Below are 19,660 nucleotides of genomic sequence, written 5' to 3' on the forward strand. Positions count from 1 at the left end.
CGCAGATTGCCCCGTGGCCGCCCGGGCCACGGGCTAGCGCACTCGATCAGACCGGCTCGGGCAACCGCTTACGGTCGATCTTGCCACTCGGAGTTTTCGGCAGCGAGTCCAGCAGCACGATGCGACTCGGAACCATATAGTGCGGCAGACTCAGATGCAGTGCCCGGCGGATCTGAACCCGCCCGGGCGCACCTTCGCCTCGTGTCTCCACATAGCCAACCAGGCAGGCCTCGTCGCCTTTACCCAGCAACCGTACCGCAGCATCCTGTACCCCCTCGATGCGCCGCAGGTTGGCTTCAATTTCGCCCAGTTCGATTCGAAAACCGCGCAACTTGATCTGATCGTCACGACGTCCAAGGTATTGGAATTCGTCGTCGCCGATGCGGCGAACCCGATCTCCGGTACGGTACAGACGCCGCCCTTGCCAGCTGATGAAGGCCTGCTCGCTCAGATCGCTGCGTTGCCAGTAACCCTGTGCCAGCGAGACCCCTTCAATGCACAGTTCACCCTCGCAGCCCGGCCCGATGTCATTGCCGTTCTCGTCGAGAATCCAGTGTCGGTAGCCATCGAGTGAACGCTTGAGCCGCACACCATGGTCCGCCAATGGCTGTTCGACCTGCGCCATCATCGACCAGACGGTCGCCTCGGTGGGGCCATAGCAGTTCCACAGCTGCCCCACCGACACGCTGAGCCGTGCCGCGAGCGTAGCGTCGAGAGCTTCACCACCACAGAGCGCGGTCAGACCTTCACGCCCTTGCCATCCCGCTTTGAGCAGCATTCGCCAGAATGCAGGCGTGGCCTGCAGGGTGTTCAGGTCCAGCCGGCTGTCGAGCAACTGCAGCAGCGCCACCGGGTCTTTGTGAGCTGGTGCGCAGACCACTTCGACATAGCCGCCTACCCAAAGTGGCCCGAGCATCTCCAGCAGAGAGATATCGAAAGCCGGCGTGGTGGTGAACAGCCAACGTGTGTCCGGCCCGATCCCGACACGCCGGGTCGCGGCGTCGAGGAAGTTGCTTAAGGCAGCCCGGCCAATCACGACGCCCTTGGGTTTTCCTGTAGAGCCGGAGGTGAACATCATGTACGCAGGCAGCTGGTCATCGAGCACCAGCGGCTCGGGCATCGCTGCCAGACCGGGTCTCAGGCGCAGCGAAGGTGCCAGCGAGCGCGACGGCTGTTCATCCTGAATGATGCGGTGCAGGCATGCGTCGTCGGCGATGCCCTGCAGTCGGTCAAGCGGAAACTCCGGCTCGAGTGGTACGAAACAAAGCCCTTCATGCAGGCAAGCGAGCAGCGCGGCGATCAGATCCGGCCCACGGGAAAGATGCAGCCCGACGCGATCACCTGCAGTCAATCCGTCTGCGCGCAGTTGCAACACGATGGCCGCGACGCGTGCCTGCAACTCGGCGTAGCTGAAACTGGCGCCGAGGCACCCTAGCGCCGGGCGCTCGGCGTGACGGGCGAAAACGTGGGCGAGCTGTAGGTTCAGTGACGTCATTGCAGCTCTCCCGCCAGCGCAGCCAGGGTTTGCAGGTTAGTTCGTAACGACTGCAAAAAGCGGGCACCGAGGTCCGAGCGCAGGCTGCCGATCTGTCGCAAGGTCAGCAAGCCGTCAAACACGCCACCATGCAGGCTGATCAGTTCTGCAGACAGGTTGCCAGCACCGCTCGGGTTGCCCGGTGGCAACGGCAATGGCTGCCACTCGCCTGCTCCGCTCTGGTAATTGCCGAGGTAATTCAGCGCGACGGCGGGCAGCGGAAGACTGTCACGATGCGCCGGATTGCTGCGCAGCGGCAGATAGCCAACACCCTTGTCCGGCACCTGGCGCAACTGCTCGGCAGCGTGCTGAACCAGCGCCGGCCAGTCCGCCTGGTTATGCACCCTGACCGGGAACATGCTGGTGAACCAGCCAACCGTGCGGCTGACGTCCAACCCGGCATCAATCGGTTCGCGGCCGTGACCTTCCAGCATGATCAACTGCTGCTCGCCGAGCCCCAGCTCCATCAGCGACCGGGTCAGCGCAGCCAGCAGCAACTCGCGGACGTCGACCTGCAATCGCCTGGTCGTTATCTGAGTCAGTTGCCGAGTGGTGACTTCATCCAGCTGCAACAGTTGCGGCTCGGAGTGCTCGCTGGACGACCATTCTTGGGGAACGGTTTGATTGGTAAATGCCTGGCCCATCGCACCGACTTGCTCACGCCAGTACGGCAGCTGCGCTTCAGCACGCTGCGCATAGGCAGCGAGCCCCTCGCCCCAATGGCGGTAGCTGCTGGTCTTGTCGGGCAACCCATCGCCGCGGGCCAGTCTCTGCAGGTCTTCCACCAGAATGCGCCACGACACCGCATCAATGACCTGATGGTGAAACGCAATAAACAGCCCTCGCTGGCCGTTCGGCAAGTTCTCGATGACGGCCCAGGCGAGCGTTCGAGCGCTGGCCGGATCGAGGTGGGATTGCAGCTCGGTTAGCGCGTGCTGTAACCCCGATTCGCCCAGCTCCGCGGCATCCAGTTGGGCAGGCTCGGGTAAGGGCAGGAAATCCCGATAACACTGGCCAGACGGAATGACGATCAGCCGCAGCGCATCGTGCTGCGCCAACAATTGGCGGATGTAGTCCATCAGCTGGAGCTGACTCACCTCGGCCGGCAGGCTCAGCACAACGCCCTGGTTCCAATGCTGGGGTTGAGCGAAGGGCTGCTCAAAGAACCATTGCTGGATGGGCTGCAGAGGGAAATCGCCGGTCAGCAGACCTTGCTCGGCGCGGATCGCCTGGTTCTCGCGTGGCCCTTCGAGCACGCGGCACAGCCGGCGCACGGTCTTTGCCTCGAACACCTCTTTGACGCTACAGGGGTAGCCGGCATCGCGCAGACGTGTCGCCAGCTGGATGCTCAGAATCGAATCACCGCCCAACCGGAAGAAATCGCTATCTACGCCCAGCGGCTGCTCCAGCACACCCTGCCAGATCTCCAGCACGTGTCGCTCCAGATCGCCAGCGGGCGGCACCAGCTGTTCAGCTTCGGCCAGCTCAACCGTGGGCAGCTGCCGCTGATCCAGTTTGCCGTTGGCCGTAAGCGGCATCTTGTCGAGGATGATCAGACGCTGAGGCACCATGTATTCAGGCAGTCGATGGGCTGCGGCCTGCAATACTGCGTCTGGCTCGGGTGTCGCTTCGCCCGCGGTTACCGTAGCGTAGGCCACCAGCGCCTGACGTGTGCCCTGGCTGACGACCAAGACCTTTATTTCCTGCAGGCTTGAGCAGCTGGCATGCAGTAGAGCTTCGATCTCGCCCGGTTCGATGCGGTAGCCGCGTAGTTTGATCTGCGCATCCAGACGGCCCAGGTACTCGTATTCACCGTTGGCCAGCAGCCGTGCGCGGTCTCCGGTGTGATACATCCGTACCTTCACCCCGGCGAAATCATGCTCACGAAAGGCCTCAGCTGTGCGCTCCGGCTGGTTGAGGTATCCGCGGGCCAACCCTAGTCCCGCCAGACAGAGCTCACCCGGAACACCAACCGGGCACACCGCGCCGTGCCGATCCAGGATCACCGCCTGCATGCCATCGATAGGTTGGCCGATGGTCAGGCGAGTGCCTGCCGCGAGCGTCTTGGTCAGCGCTGTAACGGTGGCTTCGGTCGGCCCGTACATATCGATCAGACGGAACTGGGACGCCCAACGCTGTGGGATCGTAGGTGGGCAGGCCTCGCCACCGAAGCCCACCGCTTTCATCGCCGGCAATGGCCGCTCCGGCAGCGTCGCGAGCAAGGCCGTCGCGAAAATCATGTGTGTGGTTTCGGTGCGCTCGATCTCATCCAGCAGGCTCTCACCGGGATCGGCCCAGAGTAGACATGCACCGTGAACCAACGGCACCAGCGCACACATGTTGCCGGCATCGAACGACAAGGACATGCAGGCCAGCATTCGATCACCCGGCGCGACATCGAGCCGGCGACCGTGATCGAGTAGCAGGTTGACCAGTGATCCCTGTTCGATCATCACGCCCTTCGGCATTCCGGTCGATCCAGAGGTGTAGATCACCTGGGCGAGTCGTTGCGGGTCATGCAGGAGCGGCGGCGCACATGGCGACTGGGCATCTAGCTGCGCCTGGGTTTCATGGCTATCTAGATCGACCCAACGCGCACCTGGCTCCAGCTCGAATGGCGCCACGCCCTGACCGATGACGAGCTGCAAATTGGCGTCCCGCATGATGTGGCTGAGGCGCTGCTGGGGATAGTTCGGGTCCAGCGGGACATAGGCCGCGCCGACTTTCCAGCACGCGAGCAACGCGACCGCAAACGCGTTTTCTCGCCGGGCCAGAACACCGATCAGGTCGCCTGGCGCACAGCCCTGAGCCTGCAACCAATTGGCAAGCCGGCTGGCACGGGCGTCTAGCTCCGCATAGCTGACGTAGCCTTCCCCCTGCCGCAGCGCGGGTCGATTCGGATGTAGCTGAGCCATGTCTGTGAACAGCGAAAGCGCGGTCAGTCCGTCGGGATAGAGCGCGGGCAACGACGACAGGCGCTCAGCGGTCTGGTCCAGCAACGAAGGATCGTGCATGGGTAACTGCCAGATGTCCTGCTCTGGCGCATCAACCACCGCCTTCAGCATGTTCAGCAGTCGGCTCGCATAGCCTTCGATACTGCTGCGTTCGAACAACGCCGTGGCATATAACCAATCAACCCTTACCGAATCAATCAGCTCGGTGACTTTGACCGAAATGTCGGTCTTGGCAGGCAGTACCGGAGAGGTCTCCTCCACCGCGTCACAGCCGGGGATCAGGTCGTTGAAGTCGACCCGCGCCTGGTAGACCAGCATGATCTGAAAGATCGGGTTGATCGCGGTATGGCGGTCCATGCCCAGCGCTTCGCTCAGGGCCTCGAACCGATAGAGCTGATGATCGAACGCCTGAAGATCGTCAGTACGGCACTGGCGCAAATACTCGACAAAGCTTTGCTGTTCGGGAAGCTGCGTACGTAACACCAGCGTGTTGACGAAAAAACCTACCAAAGGCTCGACATCCGCCCGCTCGCGGTAGGCCAAGGGGGTGCCAACGACAATATCGCGCTCACCGGAATGACGTGCCAGCAGCAGCGCGAACAGCGCATGTAGGCCGATGAAGGGCGAAGTGTTGTGTTGCTGGCACAGCCCTTTGAAACGATCCCAGAGCGCATTGTCGATAGTCGAGAACACCACTTCGCCGCCGCTGGCCGGTTGGGCAGGCCGTGGCTTGTCTAGCGGCAGGCTGTGCACTTCGGGGATACCCGCCAGGCGTTCGACCCAGAAGGGTTTGTACTGCTCGTGATAGTCCCGGAATAAGCGCGAGTTGAACCAGCATGCGTAGTCGATGTAGGTCAGCGCGGGCTCGTCCCAAATCAGCGGCTCACGATTCTGATAAGCGAGAAACGCAGTCTTCAGGTCGGCGAACATGTTCTTCACCGACCAGCCATCCGAGATGATGTGGTGCTGGTTGATCATCAACACGTGCTCGCGCTCGCCCAGCGTTAGCAAGGTGACACGCGTCAGCTGCCCGCTGGTGATGTCGAATGGACGTTCAATCTCTTCCCGCACTCGCTGCGCAACCCGCTCCTCAATCGCCTGCGGCTCGAGATGGCTGAGATTTTCCCGCGCCAGATGAAAGCCGGTGTGCAGCAGTATCTCCTGCTCCCCCCGGCCCTCGGCGCTACGCTGGAAGCGCGTGCGCAAACTGGCGTGACGGGCGACCAGCGCATCGAAGGCGAACTCCAGTGCCGCCACGTCCAGCTCGCCGGTCAGGCGGAAGAAGACGGGCATGTTGTACAGGTGCGAATCCTGTTCGTACTGCTCAATGAACCAAAGCCCGCTCTGCGATGACGACAGCGGGCCGACGCTGAGGTCTTGTGGCGCGATAGGAGCGTCGAATGCGCGCTGAGCCCTCAGGCATTCGATGATGGCGTCGCGATTGTCCCGAATCTGCTGCCCGAGCGCGGGGGTCACGGCCTCTTTGCTCGACTGCGAAACCAGCTGCTGCTGATCGTTGAGCGCAAGCTGCACGCCCTGCTGAGCCAAGTGCTTCAGCAGGCCAATTATGTTGTTTTGCATCTGCTACCTCTCGGAATCTCAGGCCGCCAGGGTGGCGCCGCCGTCGACGACGATGTCCTGCAGGGTGATGTGGCTCGCCAGGTCCGATGCGAGGAACAGCACGGTACGGGCGACCTCTTCTGGCGTGGCGATCTTGCGCAGCGGGATACCCAGCTTGTACTGCTCTGGGAAGCCGGCGATGGTCCGCTCTCGCGCATCCTCGCTGTGCCACATGCCACGCTGCATGGCGGTATCGGTGGAGCCCGGCGAGACCAGATTGCAGCGCACGCCGTGCTCAGCCAGCTCCAGGCCCGCTGTTCGGATCAGGCTGGTAAGCGCAGCTTTGGATGCGCTGTACGCGGCCATCTGCATGCGTGGAACGTGAGTCGCATTGCTGCTCACCGCCACTACCGCTCCGCTGCCCTGCACCTTGAAACGCGGGATCAGTTCGCGCAGCAGATAAAAGGCACCGGACACGTTGACCCGTATCGACTCGTCCCAATCAGCCGAACTCAGATCCTCAATAGCCCCGAGCCGCAAGATGCCGGCAACGCTGGCGAAGACATCAACCCGCTGTTGTCCACCCAGCAGCTCGCCGCACGCATGGCGCACCGCGCCCGCATCGCCGACATCAAGCAGGTAGGTCGTGAAGCCGTAGTCACCTTCGGAAAAGGCGCGGTCGAAACCGACGACCTGCGCACCCAGCCGTGCAAAGCCTTCGGCCACGGCGCGGCCGATCCCCTGCCCGGCACCGGTCACCCAAACGCTCTGCCCGCTGAAACTCATCTGATCGTTCATTTGCCCGCCCCTTCACCAAACCATTTCCACGAGTTCTTCGCGCTGTTGCAGTCGGCTGTCCAAAAAACTGCAGAAGTCCGCCAGTTGCGGGTGATCGAAGACATCGGAAACCTTCACGGCGGTGCCGAACTCGGCGCCCAGGCGATTGACGATCTGGATGGTCTGCAGCGACTGCCCACCGAGCTCGAAGAAGTTGTCTTCCGGCTGAATGCCGCTGACACCGAGGATCTGCTGCCAAATAGCGCTGACGCGCCGCTGCGTCTCGTCGTTCAGCACGCGCTCGGTCGAGCCTTGCAGATAGGCCTGCTGCAAGCGTTTACGGTCCATCTTGTTGCTACTGGTACGAGGCAAGACGGCGAAATGACGGTAATCGGTAGGCACCATCGCTGCTGGCAGCACGGCGCTCAGCTCGCGCTTGATCGCTCGGACGTCGTCCCGCGAGCCAGCGAAGAACGCCACCAGCCGGCGCACTCCGGCATCAAGTTCCAGGCCTAGCACGCAGGCCTCGTCGATACCCGACAGTGCCAGCATCCGTGCTTCGACCTCTCCCGGCTGGATGCGATAGCCGCTGATCTTGAACTCGTTGTCCAGCCGACCGAGGTACACCAGCTGACCATCGACCAGCCGCACCCGGTCACCGGTTCGGTAGACCCGCATCGTCTCCTCACCAATGCGTAGATGGGCAAAGGCCGGCGAGTCGCTGTTGAGGTAACCGTTGGCCAGCTGTGGGCCAAACAGCACCAGCTCACCTTCCGATCCAGGGCGATTGCCACGCTCCAGTAACAGCGCCTCGACACCTGCCAGTGGTCGACCGATAGGCAGCCGTTCGCAGTTGGGGTCGAGGTTCTGCAAATCGCAGCTGCTCGCGACCACCGTGGTCTCGGTCGGACCGTAGGTGTTGATCAAACGAACATCGGGCCGCCCAACACGTTGCCAGGCCTGTAGTTGCTCGGGGTATACCGCTTCGCCACCGATGATCACCGTCTTAAGCGATGCCGGGATCCGCACCTGGCCGCTGCGCAATGCCACGACCCACTCGTTCCAGAACGCTGTGGGCAGGTCGAGCACGCTGATCGCCAGTCGCTCGAGTCCCTCTACGAACGAGGCCATTGACTGCAACATCGGGTCGGTCCGCAGCACCAACGTCGCCCCGGCCGACAAGCTGACGAAGACCTCCTCGATGCTCGCATCGAAGTTGAACGGCGCGAATTGCAGGACGCTATCGGCTGAACCAATGCCGTAGCGCTGCCGAGCCGCCTCAGCGAAATGCGCCAATGCGCGATGGCTGACTTCGACGCCCTTCGGCGCACCCGTCGAACCGGAGGTGAACATCAGGTAGCAGGCCGCATCGTTGTCGCGTGGGCTATAGGTCCGGTTGGCCGAAGTCAGCAACCCAATCAGCTGGATCGCACCAGGATGGATGTCCGCCAACCGATGCCGATAGGCGGCCTCCGTGATGACCAGCTCCAGCTCGGCCGTCTCGCAGATCAGCCGTTGCCTATCGGCAGGCTGCTCCGGGTCCAGCGGTACGTAGACCGCACCAGCGAGCAGCACCCCCAACTGGGCAAGGATTGCTTGTGGCGAACGGCTCAGCATCACACCGACGCGCTGGCCCGGCTCAATCCCCTGTTCGACAAGCGCGGCCGCGACCATCTCGGCCCGAGCCTGCAGTTCGCCGTAACTCAGCGCCTGCTCATGCTGAACCAGCGCGATGTGCTCAGGCCTGCTCTGTGCCTGTAGGCGTATCGCCTCCAGCACATTGCTCGGTTGCACGTGGGAGGCGCGACCAGGGGTCTTGAGGACTTGCCAGGCTCGGCGAACTGCAAACAGCTCTTCGAGCAGCACGGCGCGTGGCTGCTGCGGCTCGGCCAGCCAGCATTCGAGCAGATCGAACAGTTCTTCTTGGAGGCTGCGCACCTGGTCGAGGCTGTAGCAGGCCGGGTTGGCGTCGTAGTCGAGTACCGGCATGCCGTCGGCGCCAATCTGGACTTCCAGCGTCAGGTCCTCCACCGGACCTGCGCTCAGGTTCAGCGTTCGCGCCGGGCAGTTGCCGTAAGTCAGCGGACGGTCGAACGGCATGATATTGATCAGCGGGCCGAACAGACGCTGTTCTCCTCCAACACGACCCAGGTCTCGGCGCAGGGATTCGTAGCGGTAGTGCTGATGCTTGCGGCTGCTACGACGTAGCTTGCCGATGGCCTTGGCGCAGGCGATCAGATCGGCATCGTCCGGCAGATCCAGGCACAAGGGCGCAATGTTCATCTGCATGCACGGCACATTGAACGAGGCCGAGCCGATGCGATTCATCACCATCAAACCCAGTACCTGGGAGCGGACACCGCTTACCTGCCGGAGATGAGCTGAGACACCGGCCAGCAGCAGGTCCGGCCAGCCGATGCCATGAGCTTCGGCAACCTGATTCAGTGCCTGCCACAGAGGCGCTGTGAACGGAGCGCCGTGACGGACGAACGTGGCCGATATCGGCGCACTGCGTTCACTGAAGCTGGCAGGCTCCGGCATGCGTGACAATGTTTCCAGCCAGTAACCGCGTGCAGCGGCGGTACGGCCCTGAGCGTCCCGCTCGGCGTCTTCCTTGAGCACATCTTCATATCGGCCAAACTCACTGGCTGGCACCGGGTCACCGCTCATCGCAGCGCCGTAGAGCTCGGCGATTCGCTGGTACAGCAGGTTGGTGCCGTATCCATCCAGGGCTATGTGATGCACACAGCTGTACAGAAAGTCGCGCCCTTCGGCCTGCAGCAACACGAAACGGCACGGCAACTCGCGTTGGAGATCGATCGCGATGCGAATGTCGCGCATGGCCCAGTCACGGACCCAGCCTTCCGCATCCGTCCCTGCCGGAACCTGCACCTGTTGAACGACCACTGGCAGTTCGCAGGGTTTGAAGAACACCGCGTCTTCATCGGCCACGAACACTCCGGATAGCGCCTCGCACTCCCGCACCGCCTGTTGCACCGAGGCGATCATCGTCGCCGCGTGAATCTTGCCGGCGAACGCGATGCATTCTGCGGTATTGAACATGGCGCGGTCTTCGTTGAGCAGGTAGCCGGACCAGAGCCCTTGCTGGGCAGTCCCGAGCGACCTCATCGGACACCTCCGTGCTCGTTGAGCAGAGCCCACCAGCCATTCAACGTCGGGGTCTTGGCCAGATCGGTGAAACTCAGTTCCAGCCCCTGCTCCCGCCATTCGCTCAGCAGGGTCATGATCTGAATCGAATCCAAGCCGTAGTCGAGGAGGTTTTCGTCGGGGTCGAAGGGTTCATCCATCTCGTCGAGCATCGACAGCAACCGGGCTTCCAGCCCCTCCTGACTCGGCAATGACCGGTTGGCAGCGCCCAGCTCGAGCACTTCGCGGCATGTCACGACCTTGCCGCACCGCGTCGCCACGTAGTTCAACGCCATCTCGTGCTCGGTCGCGCCGAAGTCTGCGATGCCGTCGGCCAGCATGAAGGGCTGGATGTCTCGCATGAACGCATCGCACGCCGTCATCAGGCAGCCGATATGGCCGTATATGCCACCAATGATCAGCTGGTCGCGACCGAGCTCGTTCATCATGTGTTCCAGCGGTGAACGCTGAAACGCGCTGTAGCGCCATTTCACCAGAACCGTGTCGTCGTCAGCAGGCACCAGGCCCGGGACGATCGCCTGACGCTCGGGATATTGCGTAATGCCCGGCCCCCACATGTCGGTCAGCAGCGCCCTGTCCGCATCGGCTTGCTCACCTGGCTGGGCTGTGTAGATGACGGGAATCCCCAGTGCTTTGCAGCGCTGACGAACTTGTGCCAGACGCGAGACCAGTTCATCGATAAAGGCGCTGTCCTGCCCCCAGAAATCACAGAAGTACGCTTGCATGTCATGAATCAGCAGGACCGCGCGATCCGGTTCGAGCGACCACTGCACTTTGTTCGCGCTCCATTCGCTGGGCAGGCGGTATGGCGTCAGAGTGGGAATTGCCATGAAACGAATCCTTATTCGGTAACGGTCAGTTGTTCAGCGACGCGACGGCGCAGGCGGTTCTTGTCCACCTTGCCAACAGCGGTCACTGGCAGCGCGTCGATGTGTACGAATCGGTCGGGAAGCTTGTAGTCGGCCAAGCCGAGCCCGCGCAGAAACCGGCGCAGCACGATTCCCTTGAGCGTTGGGTCGGGGCTGACGATGTAGGCGCAGCTCTTCTCGCCCATGGCCTCGTCGGGCACTGAAACCAGCGCCGCCTGCGCTACGGCGGGATGCGCCATCAGCAGGTTTTCCACCTCTTCGGCGGCGATCTTTTCGCCGCCACGATTGATTTGATCCTTGATCCGGCCGACGACGACGAGGTAGCCATCGTCTCGCTGGCGGACCAGATCACCGGAGCGGTAAAAACCCTCGGCATCGAATGCGGCGGCGTTGTGCTCGGGGCTCTGGAAGTAGCCGCGGATCGTGTACGGCCCGCGCGTCATCAGTGCCCCGATTTCGCCAGCAGCCACTGGATGACCCTCACGGTCGACGACCTTGATCTCGTCATCCGGGCTCATCGGCTGGCCCTGGGTCAGGTAGACATGCTCGTCGCTGTCATCCAGTCGGGTGTAGTTGACCAGCCCTTCAGCCATGCCAAAGACCTGTTGCAGCCGGCATCCCAATACCTGGGGAACCCGCCTGGCCTGGGACTCTGGCAGTTTTGCGCCGCCCACCTGTACCCACTGCAGCGATGCGAGTTCATGGTGATAGCCGGGCGCGGCCTGTAACCACATGGCCAGGGCAGACGGCACCAGCGCGGTAATGTTGACCTGCTGCTGTGCAACCAAAGGGAAGCAACTGGCGGGACCGGGGTCTGGACTCAGCACGACACGACCGCCAGCGAGAAACACACCCAACGCGCCGGGGGAGCTCAACGGAAAGTTGTGCGCTGCCGGTAGTGCGCAGAGGTAACGGGTTTCGCGGTCGAACTGACAGATCTCGACGCTGCGACGGACGCTGTAGAGATAGTCGTCATGGGTGCGCGGGATCAGCTTTGGCGTCCCGGTACTGCCACCGGAGAGCTGAAAGAAGGCCACTTCGCCGGCCGGCGTCGGGCTGAATGATCGCAGTGCCTTCGCTTGCACGCACCAGCTCTGCAGACGCAGCTCAGGGTGGGGATCGTCGTGCAGCAAGACGGTATCCAGCTCGGGAATAAGTTCGGTCAGTTCCTCAACAAACGCATCGCCCATGAACAGCGAATGGGCCCGACTGGCAATCAGCAGCCGAGGTCGGACCTGCGCGGCATAGGCCACCAGCTCCAGACGGTTGTGACTGAACAGTGCATTGACCGGCGCTATGCCGGCTTTCAACAATGCAAAGAACACAACGTACAGCTCAGCCTGATTACCCAGCTGCACGAGTGCGCGGTCGCCCTGCCCCAGGCCGCGGTTCGCCAGCCGCTGCGCCAGGTTGGTCGAAGCCCGGTCCAGGTCGGCATAGCTCAATGCTCCGCTACCGTCGACTACCGCAACGGCGTCCGGCTGGGTGCTGGCCTGCTCGACTAGCATCTTGCTCAGCGGTTCGCCACGCCAGTGGCCGGCCCGACGATAGCGCTCTACGAATTCATCAGGCCAGCGCGTAAACGGAACCAGGCTCATACCGCCTCCCGATCGAGACCAAACGCTGCGAGCATGGTGCCGAGCTTGGTGCCGGTCTCGCGCCACTCCGACTCAGGACAAGATTCCGATACCAGCCCAGCCCCGGCGAACAACCGAACACTGCGGTCATCGATCACGCCGCAGCGGATCACTACGGCCCACTCACCGTTACCTGCCGCGTCGCACCAGCCGACAATGCCGCCAAAGACGCCTCGATCGAAGGGTTCGAGTTCTGCAATCAGTTGCTTGGCTGCGGCGGTAGGGAAACCGCAGAGCGCGGGAGTCGGGTGCAGCTGGCACGCCAGTTTGAGCGCCGATACGGGCTCGGCGAGCTCGCCTTCGATCCGCGTCGACAGGTGCCACAGCTTTGCCGTGCTCATTAGAGATGGTGCGCCTGGGATGTGCAGCTCTCGGCACAAGGGGCGAAGCTGGCGTTCCATATCGCGGATCACCAAGCGGTGCTCGTGCTGGTCCTTGGCGGAATCGAGCAGGCACTGTGCCGAGTACTCGTCTTCGATTCGATCGGCATGACGCCGGGCTGAGCCCGCCAGTGGGTTGGTTTCCAGACGCTGGCCGGTTTTGCGAAGTAGAAGCTCGGGGCTGGCGCCGATCAAGACGCCGCCGCCAGGCAGGTCGGTGAAGAAGTGGTATGCCTCGGGATTCTGCTGACGCAGCCCCTGGAAGATCGTCGCGGCACAGGGCGGCTCATCGAACTCAAGCTGCAACAGACGCGACAGCACCGCTTTGTCGAGCCGTCCGTTGCGCAGCGCGCCAAGCGCTCGGTTGACCGCCTGCTGGAAGCCAGCCTGGTTGGGCTGCTCGATGCACTGGCGTGCGTTACCACAAGCAAATCCACAAATTGAGGTAGGCGGTGCCGTCGGCGGGAGATGACTGACGTGTCGCGGAATGAATAAATTTGAAGGTTGCTGCTTATCGAAAGGAATTACACCAACCAGCACTGGATTGCGCAGCCCGGCTGCCTGGGCTTCGGCGAAACCGCGCTGGACGTCCCTTTCAAGGCCCGGCCCGGCACCCTCCGCCGGCGTGTCTATCACTTTGAAACAACCGCTGGCTTCAATACCCCCAGCCGGTGAGTAGAATCGGTACGACGGCGGGAATTTGTACCCTGCCTCAGGCCCGTCGTAGGCGACGCGAGTCAATGCGTTCACCACCACCTCCGCAAATACTAATGAGATTGCTTATCATCTGCATGCGGCACGATAGTCAGCTCGACTGGATGCGTCAAATTGTTTCTGAACGGAATGAGGGGTGGCATTTTGCCGGCACCAAGCGACGCTGAGACGCCAGCAGCAAGGTAGAAACAGTGCGGTAGAACGGTTGGGTGCGAGAGCTAAAGGTAGCGGCTAAAATGAGCCACTCTATAACTTTTTATCCTTTAGAATCAGCAGGATAGAGACGTTTATTGATATGACTTATCAAATGGCCTTGCGCCTCACACCCACCGAGCAAAAGCAGAAACACAAACCGTACAATCCACATCAGATCAGGTTCATATCTGATTGATATAGCAGTAAATTATGGCTATTAGAAATTCGCTGAGATGCCCTTTCTGTTTCGGGCGGTGAAAGCAGATCAGCTGACGCTGATAACGCTGTAGCGGATGGATTGTCCTTCGACACGAATCTCGGCCTCATCACCTTCCTCGCAGCCCAGCAGCGCTCTGCCCAGCGGTGAGCGCGGAGAGATCACCAGCACCTCTTCTCCTTCAATCGTCACAGTCAGCCCAGCGGCATCCGGCCCGAGGAACACCCAGCGGCAATTGTCAGCGGACTCCAACGAAACCAAAGCGCCCAGGGTAATCGCTGCATTGCGATGCGATCGCACCGGCAGGTTTCGATAGCTGGAGAGCGCTGTTTCTATTTCATGAACGCGTCGCCGTTGGCCATCAGCCAGGTAGGCCGCCTCCAGACCACGGGTGTCGTACTTGTTCTCCGCTTTGCTTTCGGCGTGCGTCGCCGCCTCGTGAGAGGCCTTCAGTGCATCCTTTGCAACAGCCAGGTCGGCCTGCAGCTTGTCGATGATCAGCGTCTGAAGATGGGTCTTGTTCATGCGGGCTCGGTCAGTAAGGCGTTTGGCGACTAGCATCGCATTGCGGCGTTTCTAGAGCCACGGCGTCCTTCTCAATCGATATGGGCACCTACGTGTGCTAAGCCGAGGCTGACTAATCAACCGTAGAGGCTGGTCGATCCGTTAGAAGCGCGGCACTATCGCCATGCTGTTCCGGGCACGCTTGATATGTCCGCGCCATCCAATCCATCCGAGATGCACGCCAACCAGGAGCGAATCGATGACACTGCGCGTAGCGCTAACTTTGGTAGCAATGGCGGTAGGTCAAGCGGCTTTCGCCGACGGCCAGCCGCTGACGGTCAAACTGAACAACATCGAACACGACCGTGGCACGGTTCGCGTGGCTCTGTTCTCGGACCCAAAGACGTTCCGTAAAGCGGACCAGGCATTTGCCTCGAGCGAATCGCCAGCCAAGACCGGAACGGTCACACTGGTGTTCGATGACGTACCAGCCGGTCAGTACGCGGTGATGGCCTACCACGACGAAAACGCTAACGGCGAGCTGGACCTCCGATTTGGCATGTTTCCTACCGAAGGCTATGGACTGTCCAATAACCCCAAGGTCATGGGTCCGCCAGCATTCGAGGAGAGCCGGTTCGAAGTACTAGGCGACAAGCCCAGTGAGATCGACGTCGACATTCACTACTAAAGTCGAATGCGAGCCAATCAGCCTGTTGATCGGCCGGCTCATGGGCGTTTTGCGCTTGGCGCGACCTGGTTAGCCGCGCATGGATCGCTTTTGATGCATCCTGCCGACGGCAACCCTACCAATGGTCGGGAGGGCAATGAACCGGAGCCAAAATCCCGCTGTCCAGACAAAAGCGTCTGGATTAGGCAAACAAACGATTTGTCGCCCCGCACCGGATATTTTTGAAAAAGAGGAAATTTGCCGCAGGCGGCAGAGCGAGACGCTGCTTATACTGACCACCCATTCCAATCTGGAGCCACACCCGTGAATAAAGCCGAGTTGATTGAAGCGATCGCCGCCTCCGCCGATGTACCGAAGAGCACCGCCACCCGCGTGTTGGATGCCTTCACCGAAAGCGTGACCAACACCCTGCAGAACGGCGACAGCGTGACGCTGGTCGGCTTCGGCACCTTTGCCGTCAAAGAGCGTGCAGCCCGTGATGGCCGCAATCCGCAGACTGGCGCAACGATCAAGATCTCCGCAGCAAAGCTGCCAGGCTTCAAGCCAGGCAAGTCGCTGAAGGACGCAGTGAACTAAGTCACTGCATCCCAGGAAACCGGGCCGCTGACGTCCTCACGGACGCAGCGCCTGCTCGGACCTTCCCGCTCCTGCTTATCCCCGCCTGATTCCACCTGCCCTATAGCCGCAAGGCGAAAGCTTCCATACCGCGCGTTCGTGACATTCGCCTGAGCCGGTAGGCTTTCAATCTCACCTGCACTTGCGCAACAGAAACCCTGATCAAGACAAGCAGACTGGCACGACAGCACCAGGTGGCTGCCGACTATTGCCTGTGTGTCCTCGGGCGATCAATCGTCTGACGTCCTCGCGCCGGTTGATCTTGGTGTGCGGTAGCACCCTAGAAGATCCCCTTAGCGACCTGTCTTTAGTGCTCAGCTCCGCATGCGCGGTTTCCGCCTTGCAAGCAAAAGTCCCAGGCGGCTTCGCTGCCAGACAGGTTTTGATGCACCCCTCGCCTACGCTGCTCTGGATCTACCAGCTGGCGTCCCGAAAGGGGGCATGGAACGCTCGTCCTGCACTATTAAAGCGCGCCAGCGCTGCTTAACCCCGCCGCAAGCGCCGTAACATGCAGGTCTGTGGTTGGCACTGCTCTTGCAAAACCCTATTGCCAGGAAGCTGCGGCTCAAGGACGAGAAAATTCAGAAATAGCTGACTAGGGTTCCGGCTCGCGGTTGCGAGTGGCTGGTCCGAGAGTTGGCGACCTCCAGTGAGGTTACACGGCGGGATAAAAGCCCGGGAGACGGCGTTCGACACGCAGCTCCTATTGCCATGTCCACTCACTGGAGGCCTTTTATGCCCCTGCTCGGCTTCGACAACACGACCGACCCGCGGCAACACCCCCCGATCGAAAGGGGGACCTCTCCATGCGCCTGATCAATCGTGTTCCGGGCCGCACCGGCTGGACGCTGCTGGTGATGCTGCCCTTCGCAATTCTGCTGTTCGCCTATCTGGTCAGCTCTGCACAACGGCTCGAGACCAACCCCAACGACAAGCTCTTGCCTAGCTTCACGCAGATGTCCAGCGCTGTGGAGCGCCTTGCCTTCACACCGGACAAACGCAGTGGCGACTACCTGTTCTGGCAGGACACCGCGTCCAGCCTCAAGCGCCTCGGCGTCGGCCTCGGCATCGCCGCCGTTGCCGGGCTGTGCCTCGGTGTTGCCGCTGGGACGCTGCCGCTCTTCAGCGCGCCCCTATCGCCGTTGCTGACGGTACTGTCGATGGTCCCGCCGCTGGCGATCCTGCCGATTCTGTTCATCGTCTTCGGTCTCGGCGAGCTGTCCAAGGTGATGTTGATCGTCATTGGCGTGACCCCGGTGCTGGCCCGCGATCTGGAACAGCGCGCCCGAGAGTTGCCGCCGGAGCTGTTGATCAAAGCGCAGACGCTGGGCGCCAACACCTGGACGCTGATCCTGCGGGTGGTGCTACCGCAATTACTGCCGCGCCTGTTGATTGCACTGCGCCTGGTGCTCGGTTCAGCCTGGCTGTTTCTCATCGCCGCCGAGGCCATCGCCTCCACCGACGGGCTTGGCTACCGCATCTTTCTGGTCCGCCGCTATCTGGCGATGGACGTAATCCTGCCGTACGTGGCCTGGATAACCCTGCTCGCCTGGAGCATGGATTTCGGTCTACGCAAGCTCACCCAGCTGGCCTTCCCCTGGTACGAAGGAGCCAAGGCATGAGTCATGTCATCCGCCCGGCTGGCGAACGGCCAACCAACCCTTTCATTCAGGTCAACAATGTCTGGCAGGAATATGGCGATCAGGTGGTGCTGGAACGGCTGAACCTGAGCGTCAATGAAGGTGAATTTTGCACCCTGGTCGGCGCGTCCGGCTGCGGAAAATCCACCTTTCTGCGCCTCTTGCTCGGTCAGGAACGGCCCAGCCGCGGCGACATCCTGCTCGATGGCGCACCCATCGCCGGCGAGCCCGACGCCAGCCGTGGCGTGGTGTTCCAGCGTTATTCGGTCTTTCCACACCTGTCGGTACTGGACAACGTCGCCCTCGGCCTGGAGTTGCCCAGATCCCCGCTACTGGGCCGCCTGTTCGGCCGTAGCAAGCGCGAAGCACGCGAGCAGGCCGAAGTCATCCTGCGCAAAGTGGGCCTTGGTCACTCGCTGGATAAGTACCCGGCACAGCTCTCCGGCGGCATGCAGCAGCGTCTGGCCATCGCCCAGGCACTCGTTATGAAGCCCCGTGTGTTATTGCTCGACGAGCCCTTCGGCGCACTCGATCCCGGCATTCGCAAGGACATGCATGAGCTGCTTCTGCAACTCTGGCGGGAGACCCAACTGACGGTGTTCATGGTCACCCACGACCTATCCGAAGGCTTCACCCTCGGAACGCGCATCCTGGTGTTCGACAAGACCCGCCTCGACCCTCACGCCCCTGGCGCCTACGGCGCACGCGTCACCTATGACATCCCGCTGAACAGCGATCGCCGAGTCGCGCGCGCCGCCGCTGGCGACCTGCCACCGCAGCTAGGCCACCTGCATACCGTCAATCAAGGAGTCTGACATGAGCGCTTCACTCGCGATCCGCCCCATGCTTTATGAAGAAACCCTACCCGGCGGCGGCCACACCTCCTTCGTGCTCAAGCGCGGTCAGCTGTTGCGCCTGACCGACCTCGAAGGCGGCGCCAACGTCAGTTTGCTGATGTTCAACGCGCATGAAAAAAGCGAGCGTCTCAACCTGCCGGACACGCTCAAGTGCCAGCACACCGCCAAGCTCACCACTGGCCATTGCCTCTATTCGGACATGGGTCGGGTGCTGGCCTGCATCACAGCCGATACCTGCGGCTGGCATGACAGTTTCGGTGGCGTACTGAACGCTGACGAAGTCGCCGAGAAATACGGCCAGGGTCGCTATCAGGAACTGCGCAACGGCTTCTTCCGCAACGGCACGGACAATCTGCTGGTGGAAATGGGCAAGTGGAACCTGAATCTGCAGGACCTGCTGATGACACTCAATCTGTTCAGCAAGGTCACCGTGGATGCCGACGGCGGCTTCGCCTTCGAGGCCGGCAACAGCAAGGCCGGCGACGCCGTGGAGCTGTACGCGCCAATGGACACGCTGGTTGTGCTGACCGCATTGCCACACCCAATGGACCCGAACCCCGAGTACGCACCGAAACCCGTACAGCTCAGCTGGCACCGCGTCGACAGCGATGGCATCAGCGTTCTCTGCCGTACCTCGCGCCCGGAAAATAGCCGCGGCTTTCACAACACCGAACGACTCTACATCTGAGGAGGGGTGCCCAAATGACCATCCACGAAAGCAACCTGCACCCCGAAGCCGCCACTTTCCGGCACGTGATTCCGGCTGGCGAGCCCTATCTGTTCGAAGTGAAGGCCGGCCAGACCCTGCGCCTGCTCGATCTGGAAGGCAACCAGGCGGTCGACACCCTGTTTTTCAGCGCCATGAATCCGCGTGAGCGTTTCGATCCGCAGCGCACCCTGCGCCGGCAGAACAAGGTCTATCTCACCACCGGCACGGTGCTCTACTCGAACCTTGGCAACCCGCTGCTGACCATCGTCGCCGACACCTGTGGCCGTCACGACACGCTCGGCGGGGCCTGTGCGCAGGAAAGCAATGTGGTGCGTTACGCCCTGGACAAGCGCTACATGCATAGCTGCCGCGATAACTTCCTGCGCGCCAGCCTGCACGACGGTCGCCTGGAGAAGCGCGACATCGGCGCCAACATCAACTTCTTCATGAACGTGCCGGTAACGCCCGAGGGCGGCCTGACCTTCGCGGACGGCATCTCCGCCCCTGGCAAATATGTCGAGCTGAGGGCCGAGCAGGATGTGATCGTGCTGATCTCCAATTGCCCGCAACTCAACAACCCGTGCAACGGCTGGAACCCCACGCCGGCCGAGGTGCTGGTATGGGACTGATGCGCTGGTTGCG

At 61.7% G+C, this 19,660-nt stretch carries 14 protein-coding genes; 6 read left to right on the forward strand and 8 right to left on the reverse strand.

Features of this window, described 5'->3' with window-relative positions:
* Positions 1-46: 46 nt before the first annotated feature.
* The 8 genes from C1896_12090 to C1896_12125 form a co-directional block, all read right to left on the reverse strand.
* On the reverse strand, positions 47-1,495 hold the full coding sequence (locus C1896_12090; protein ID AZZ45564.1) for a peptide synthetase: 1,449 nt from the start codon (positions 1,493-1,495) through the stop codon (positions 47-49).
* Positions 1,492-6,069, reverse strand: a complete 4,578-nt coding sequence (locus tag C1896_12095; GenBank protein AZZ45565.1) for a non-ribosomal peptide synthetase — start codon at positions 6,067-6,069, stop codon at positions 1,492-1,494. The genes C1896_12090 and C1896_12095 overlap by 4 nt, the downstream gene beginning before the upstream one ends.
* Before the next feature lie 18 nt (positions 6,070-6,087).
* Positions 6,088-6,846 carry a 2,3-dihydro-2,3-dihydroxybenzoate dehydrogenase gene (locus tag C1896_12100; protein AZZ45566.1) on the reverse strand — a complete coding sequence of 253 codons (759 nt, stop codon included), beginning with the start codon at positions 6,844-6,846 and terminating at the stop codon, positions 6,088-6,090.
* Between the two features lie 12 nt (positions 6,847-6,858).
* Positions 6,859-9,954: a non-ribosomal peptide synthetase gene (locus C1896_12105; GenBank protein AZZ45567.1), complete on the reverse strand. Its 3,096-nt coding sequence runs from the start codon at positions 9,952-9,954 to the stop codon at positions 6,859-6,861.
* Positions 9,951-10,823 (reverse strand): isochorismatase, encoded by an 873-nt coding sequence (locus C1896_12110; GenBank protein AZZ45568.1) that lies wholly within the window; start codon positions 10,821-10,823, stop codon positions 9,951-9,953. Before C1896_12110 ends, C1896_12105 begins: the two co-directional genes overlap by 4 nt.
* An 11-nt stretch (positions 10,824-10,834) precedes the next feature.
* Positions 10,835-12,460 carry a 2,3-dihydroxybenzoate-AMP ligase gene (gene entE, locus C1896_12115; GenBank protein AZZ45569.1) on the reverse strand — a complete coding sequence of 542 codons (1,626 nt, stop codon included), beginning with the start codon at positions 12,458-12,460 and terminating at the stop codon, positions 10,835-10,837.
* Positions 12,457-13,512, reverse strand: a complete 1,056-nt coding sequence (locus C1896_12120; protein ID AZZ47651.1) for an isochorismate synthase — start codon at positions 13,510-13,512, stop codon at positions 12,457-12,459. Before C1896_12120 ends, entE begins: the two co-directional genes overlap by 4 nt.
* A gap of 541 nt (positions 13,513-14,053) precedes the next feature.
* Complete coding sequence (locus C1896_12125) at positions 14,054-14,530, reverse strand: transcription elongation factor GreAB (protein AZZ45570.1); 477 nt, start codon at positions 14,528-14,530, stop codon at positions 14,054-14,056.
* 238 nt (positions 14,531-14,768) lie between these two features.
* On the opposite strand from C1896_12125, the gene C1896_12130 reads away from it, so the two are divergent.
* From C1896_12130 to C1896_12155, 6 genes are all read left to right on the forward strand, one after another.
* Positions 14,769-15,197 (forward strand): hypothetical protein, encoded by a 429-nt coding sequence (locus tag C1896_12130; protein ID AZZ45571.1) that lies wholly within the window; start codon positions 14,769-14,771, stop codon positions 15,195-15,197.
* Between the two features lie 303 nt (positions 15,198-15,500).
* On the forward strand, positions 15,501-15,773 hold the full coding sequence (locus tag C1896_12135; protein ID AZZ45572.1) for a DNA-binding protein HU: 273 nt from the start codon (positions 15,501-15,503) through the stop codon (positions 15,771-15,773).
* 845 nt (positions 15,774-16,618) lie between these two features.
* Complete coding sequence (locus C1896_12140) at positions 16,619-17,434, forward strand: lipid kinase (GenBank protein ID AZZ45573.1); 816 nt, start codon at positions 16,619-16,621, stop codon at positions 17,432-17,434.
* Positions 17,431-18,267 (forward strand): lauroyl acyltransferase, encoded by an 837-nt coding sequence (locus tag C1896_12145; GenBank protein AZZ45574.1) that lies wholly within the window; start codon positions 17,431-17,433, stop codon positions 18,265-18,267. The genes C1896_12140 and C1896_12145 overlap by 4 nt, the downstream gene beginning before the upstream one ends.
* A 1-nt stretch (position 18,268) precedes the next feature.
* Positions 18,269-18,997 (forward strand): urea carboxylase, encoded by a 729-nt coding sequence (locus C1896_12150; GenBank protein ID AZZ45575.1) that lies wholly within the window; start codon positions 18,269-18,271, stop codon positions 18,995-18,997.
* A gap of 14 nt (positions 18,998-19,011) precedes the next feature.
* Positions 19,012-19,647 carry an urea carboxylase gene (locus tag C1896_12155; GenBank protein ID AZZ45576.1) on the forward strand — a complete coding sequence of 212 codons (636 nt, stop codon included), beginning with the start codon at positions 19,012-19,014 and terminating at the stop codon, positions 19,645-19,647.
* Positions 19,648-19,660 lie beyond the last annotated feature (13 nt).

This window comes from Pseudomonadaceae bacterium SI-3, from assembly GCA_004010935.1.
Classification (GTDB): Bacteria; Pseudomonadota; Gammaproteobacteria; order Pseudomonadales; family Pseudomonadaceae; genus Stutzerimonas.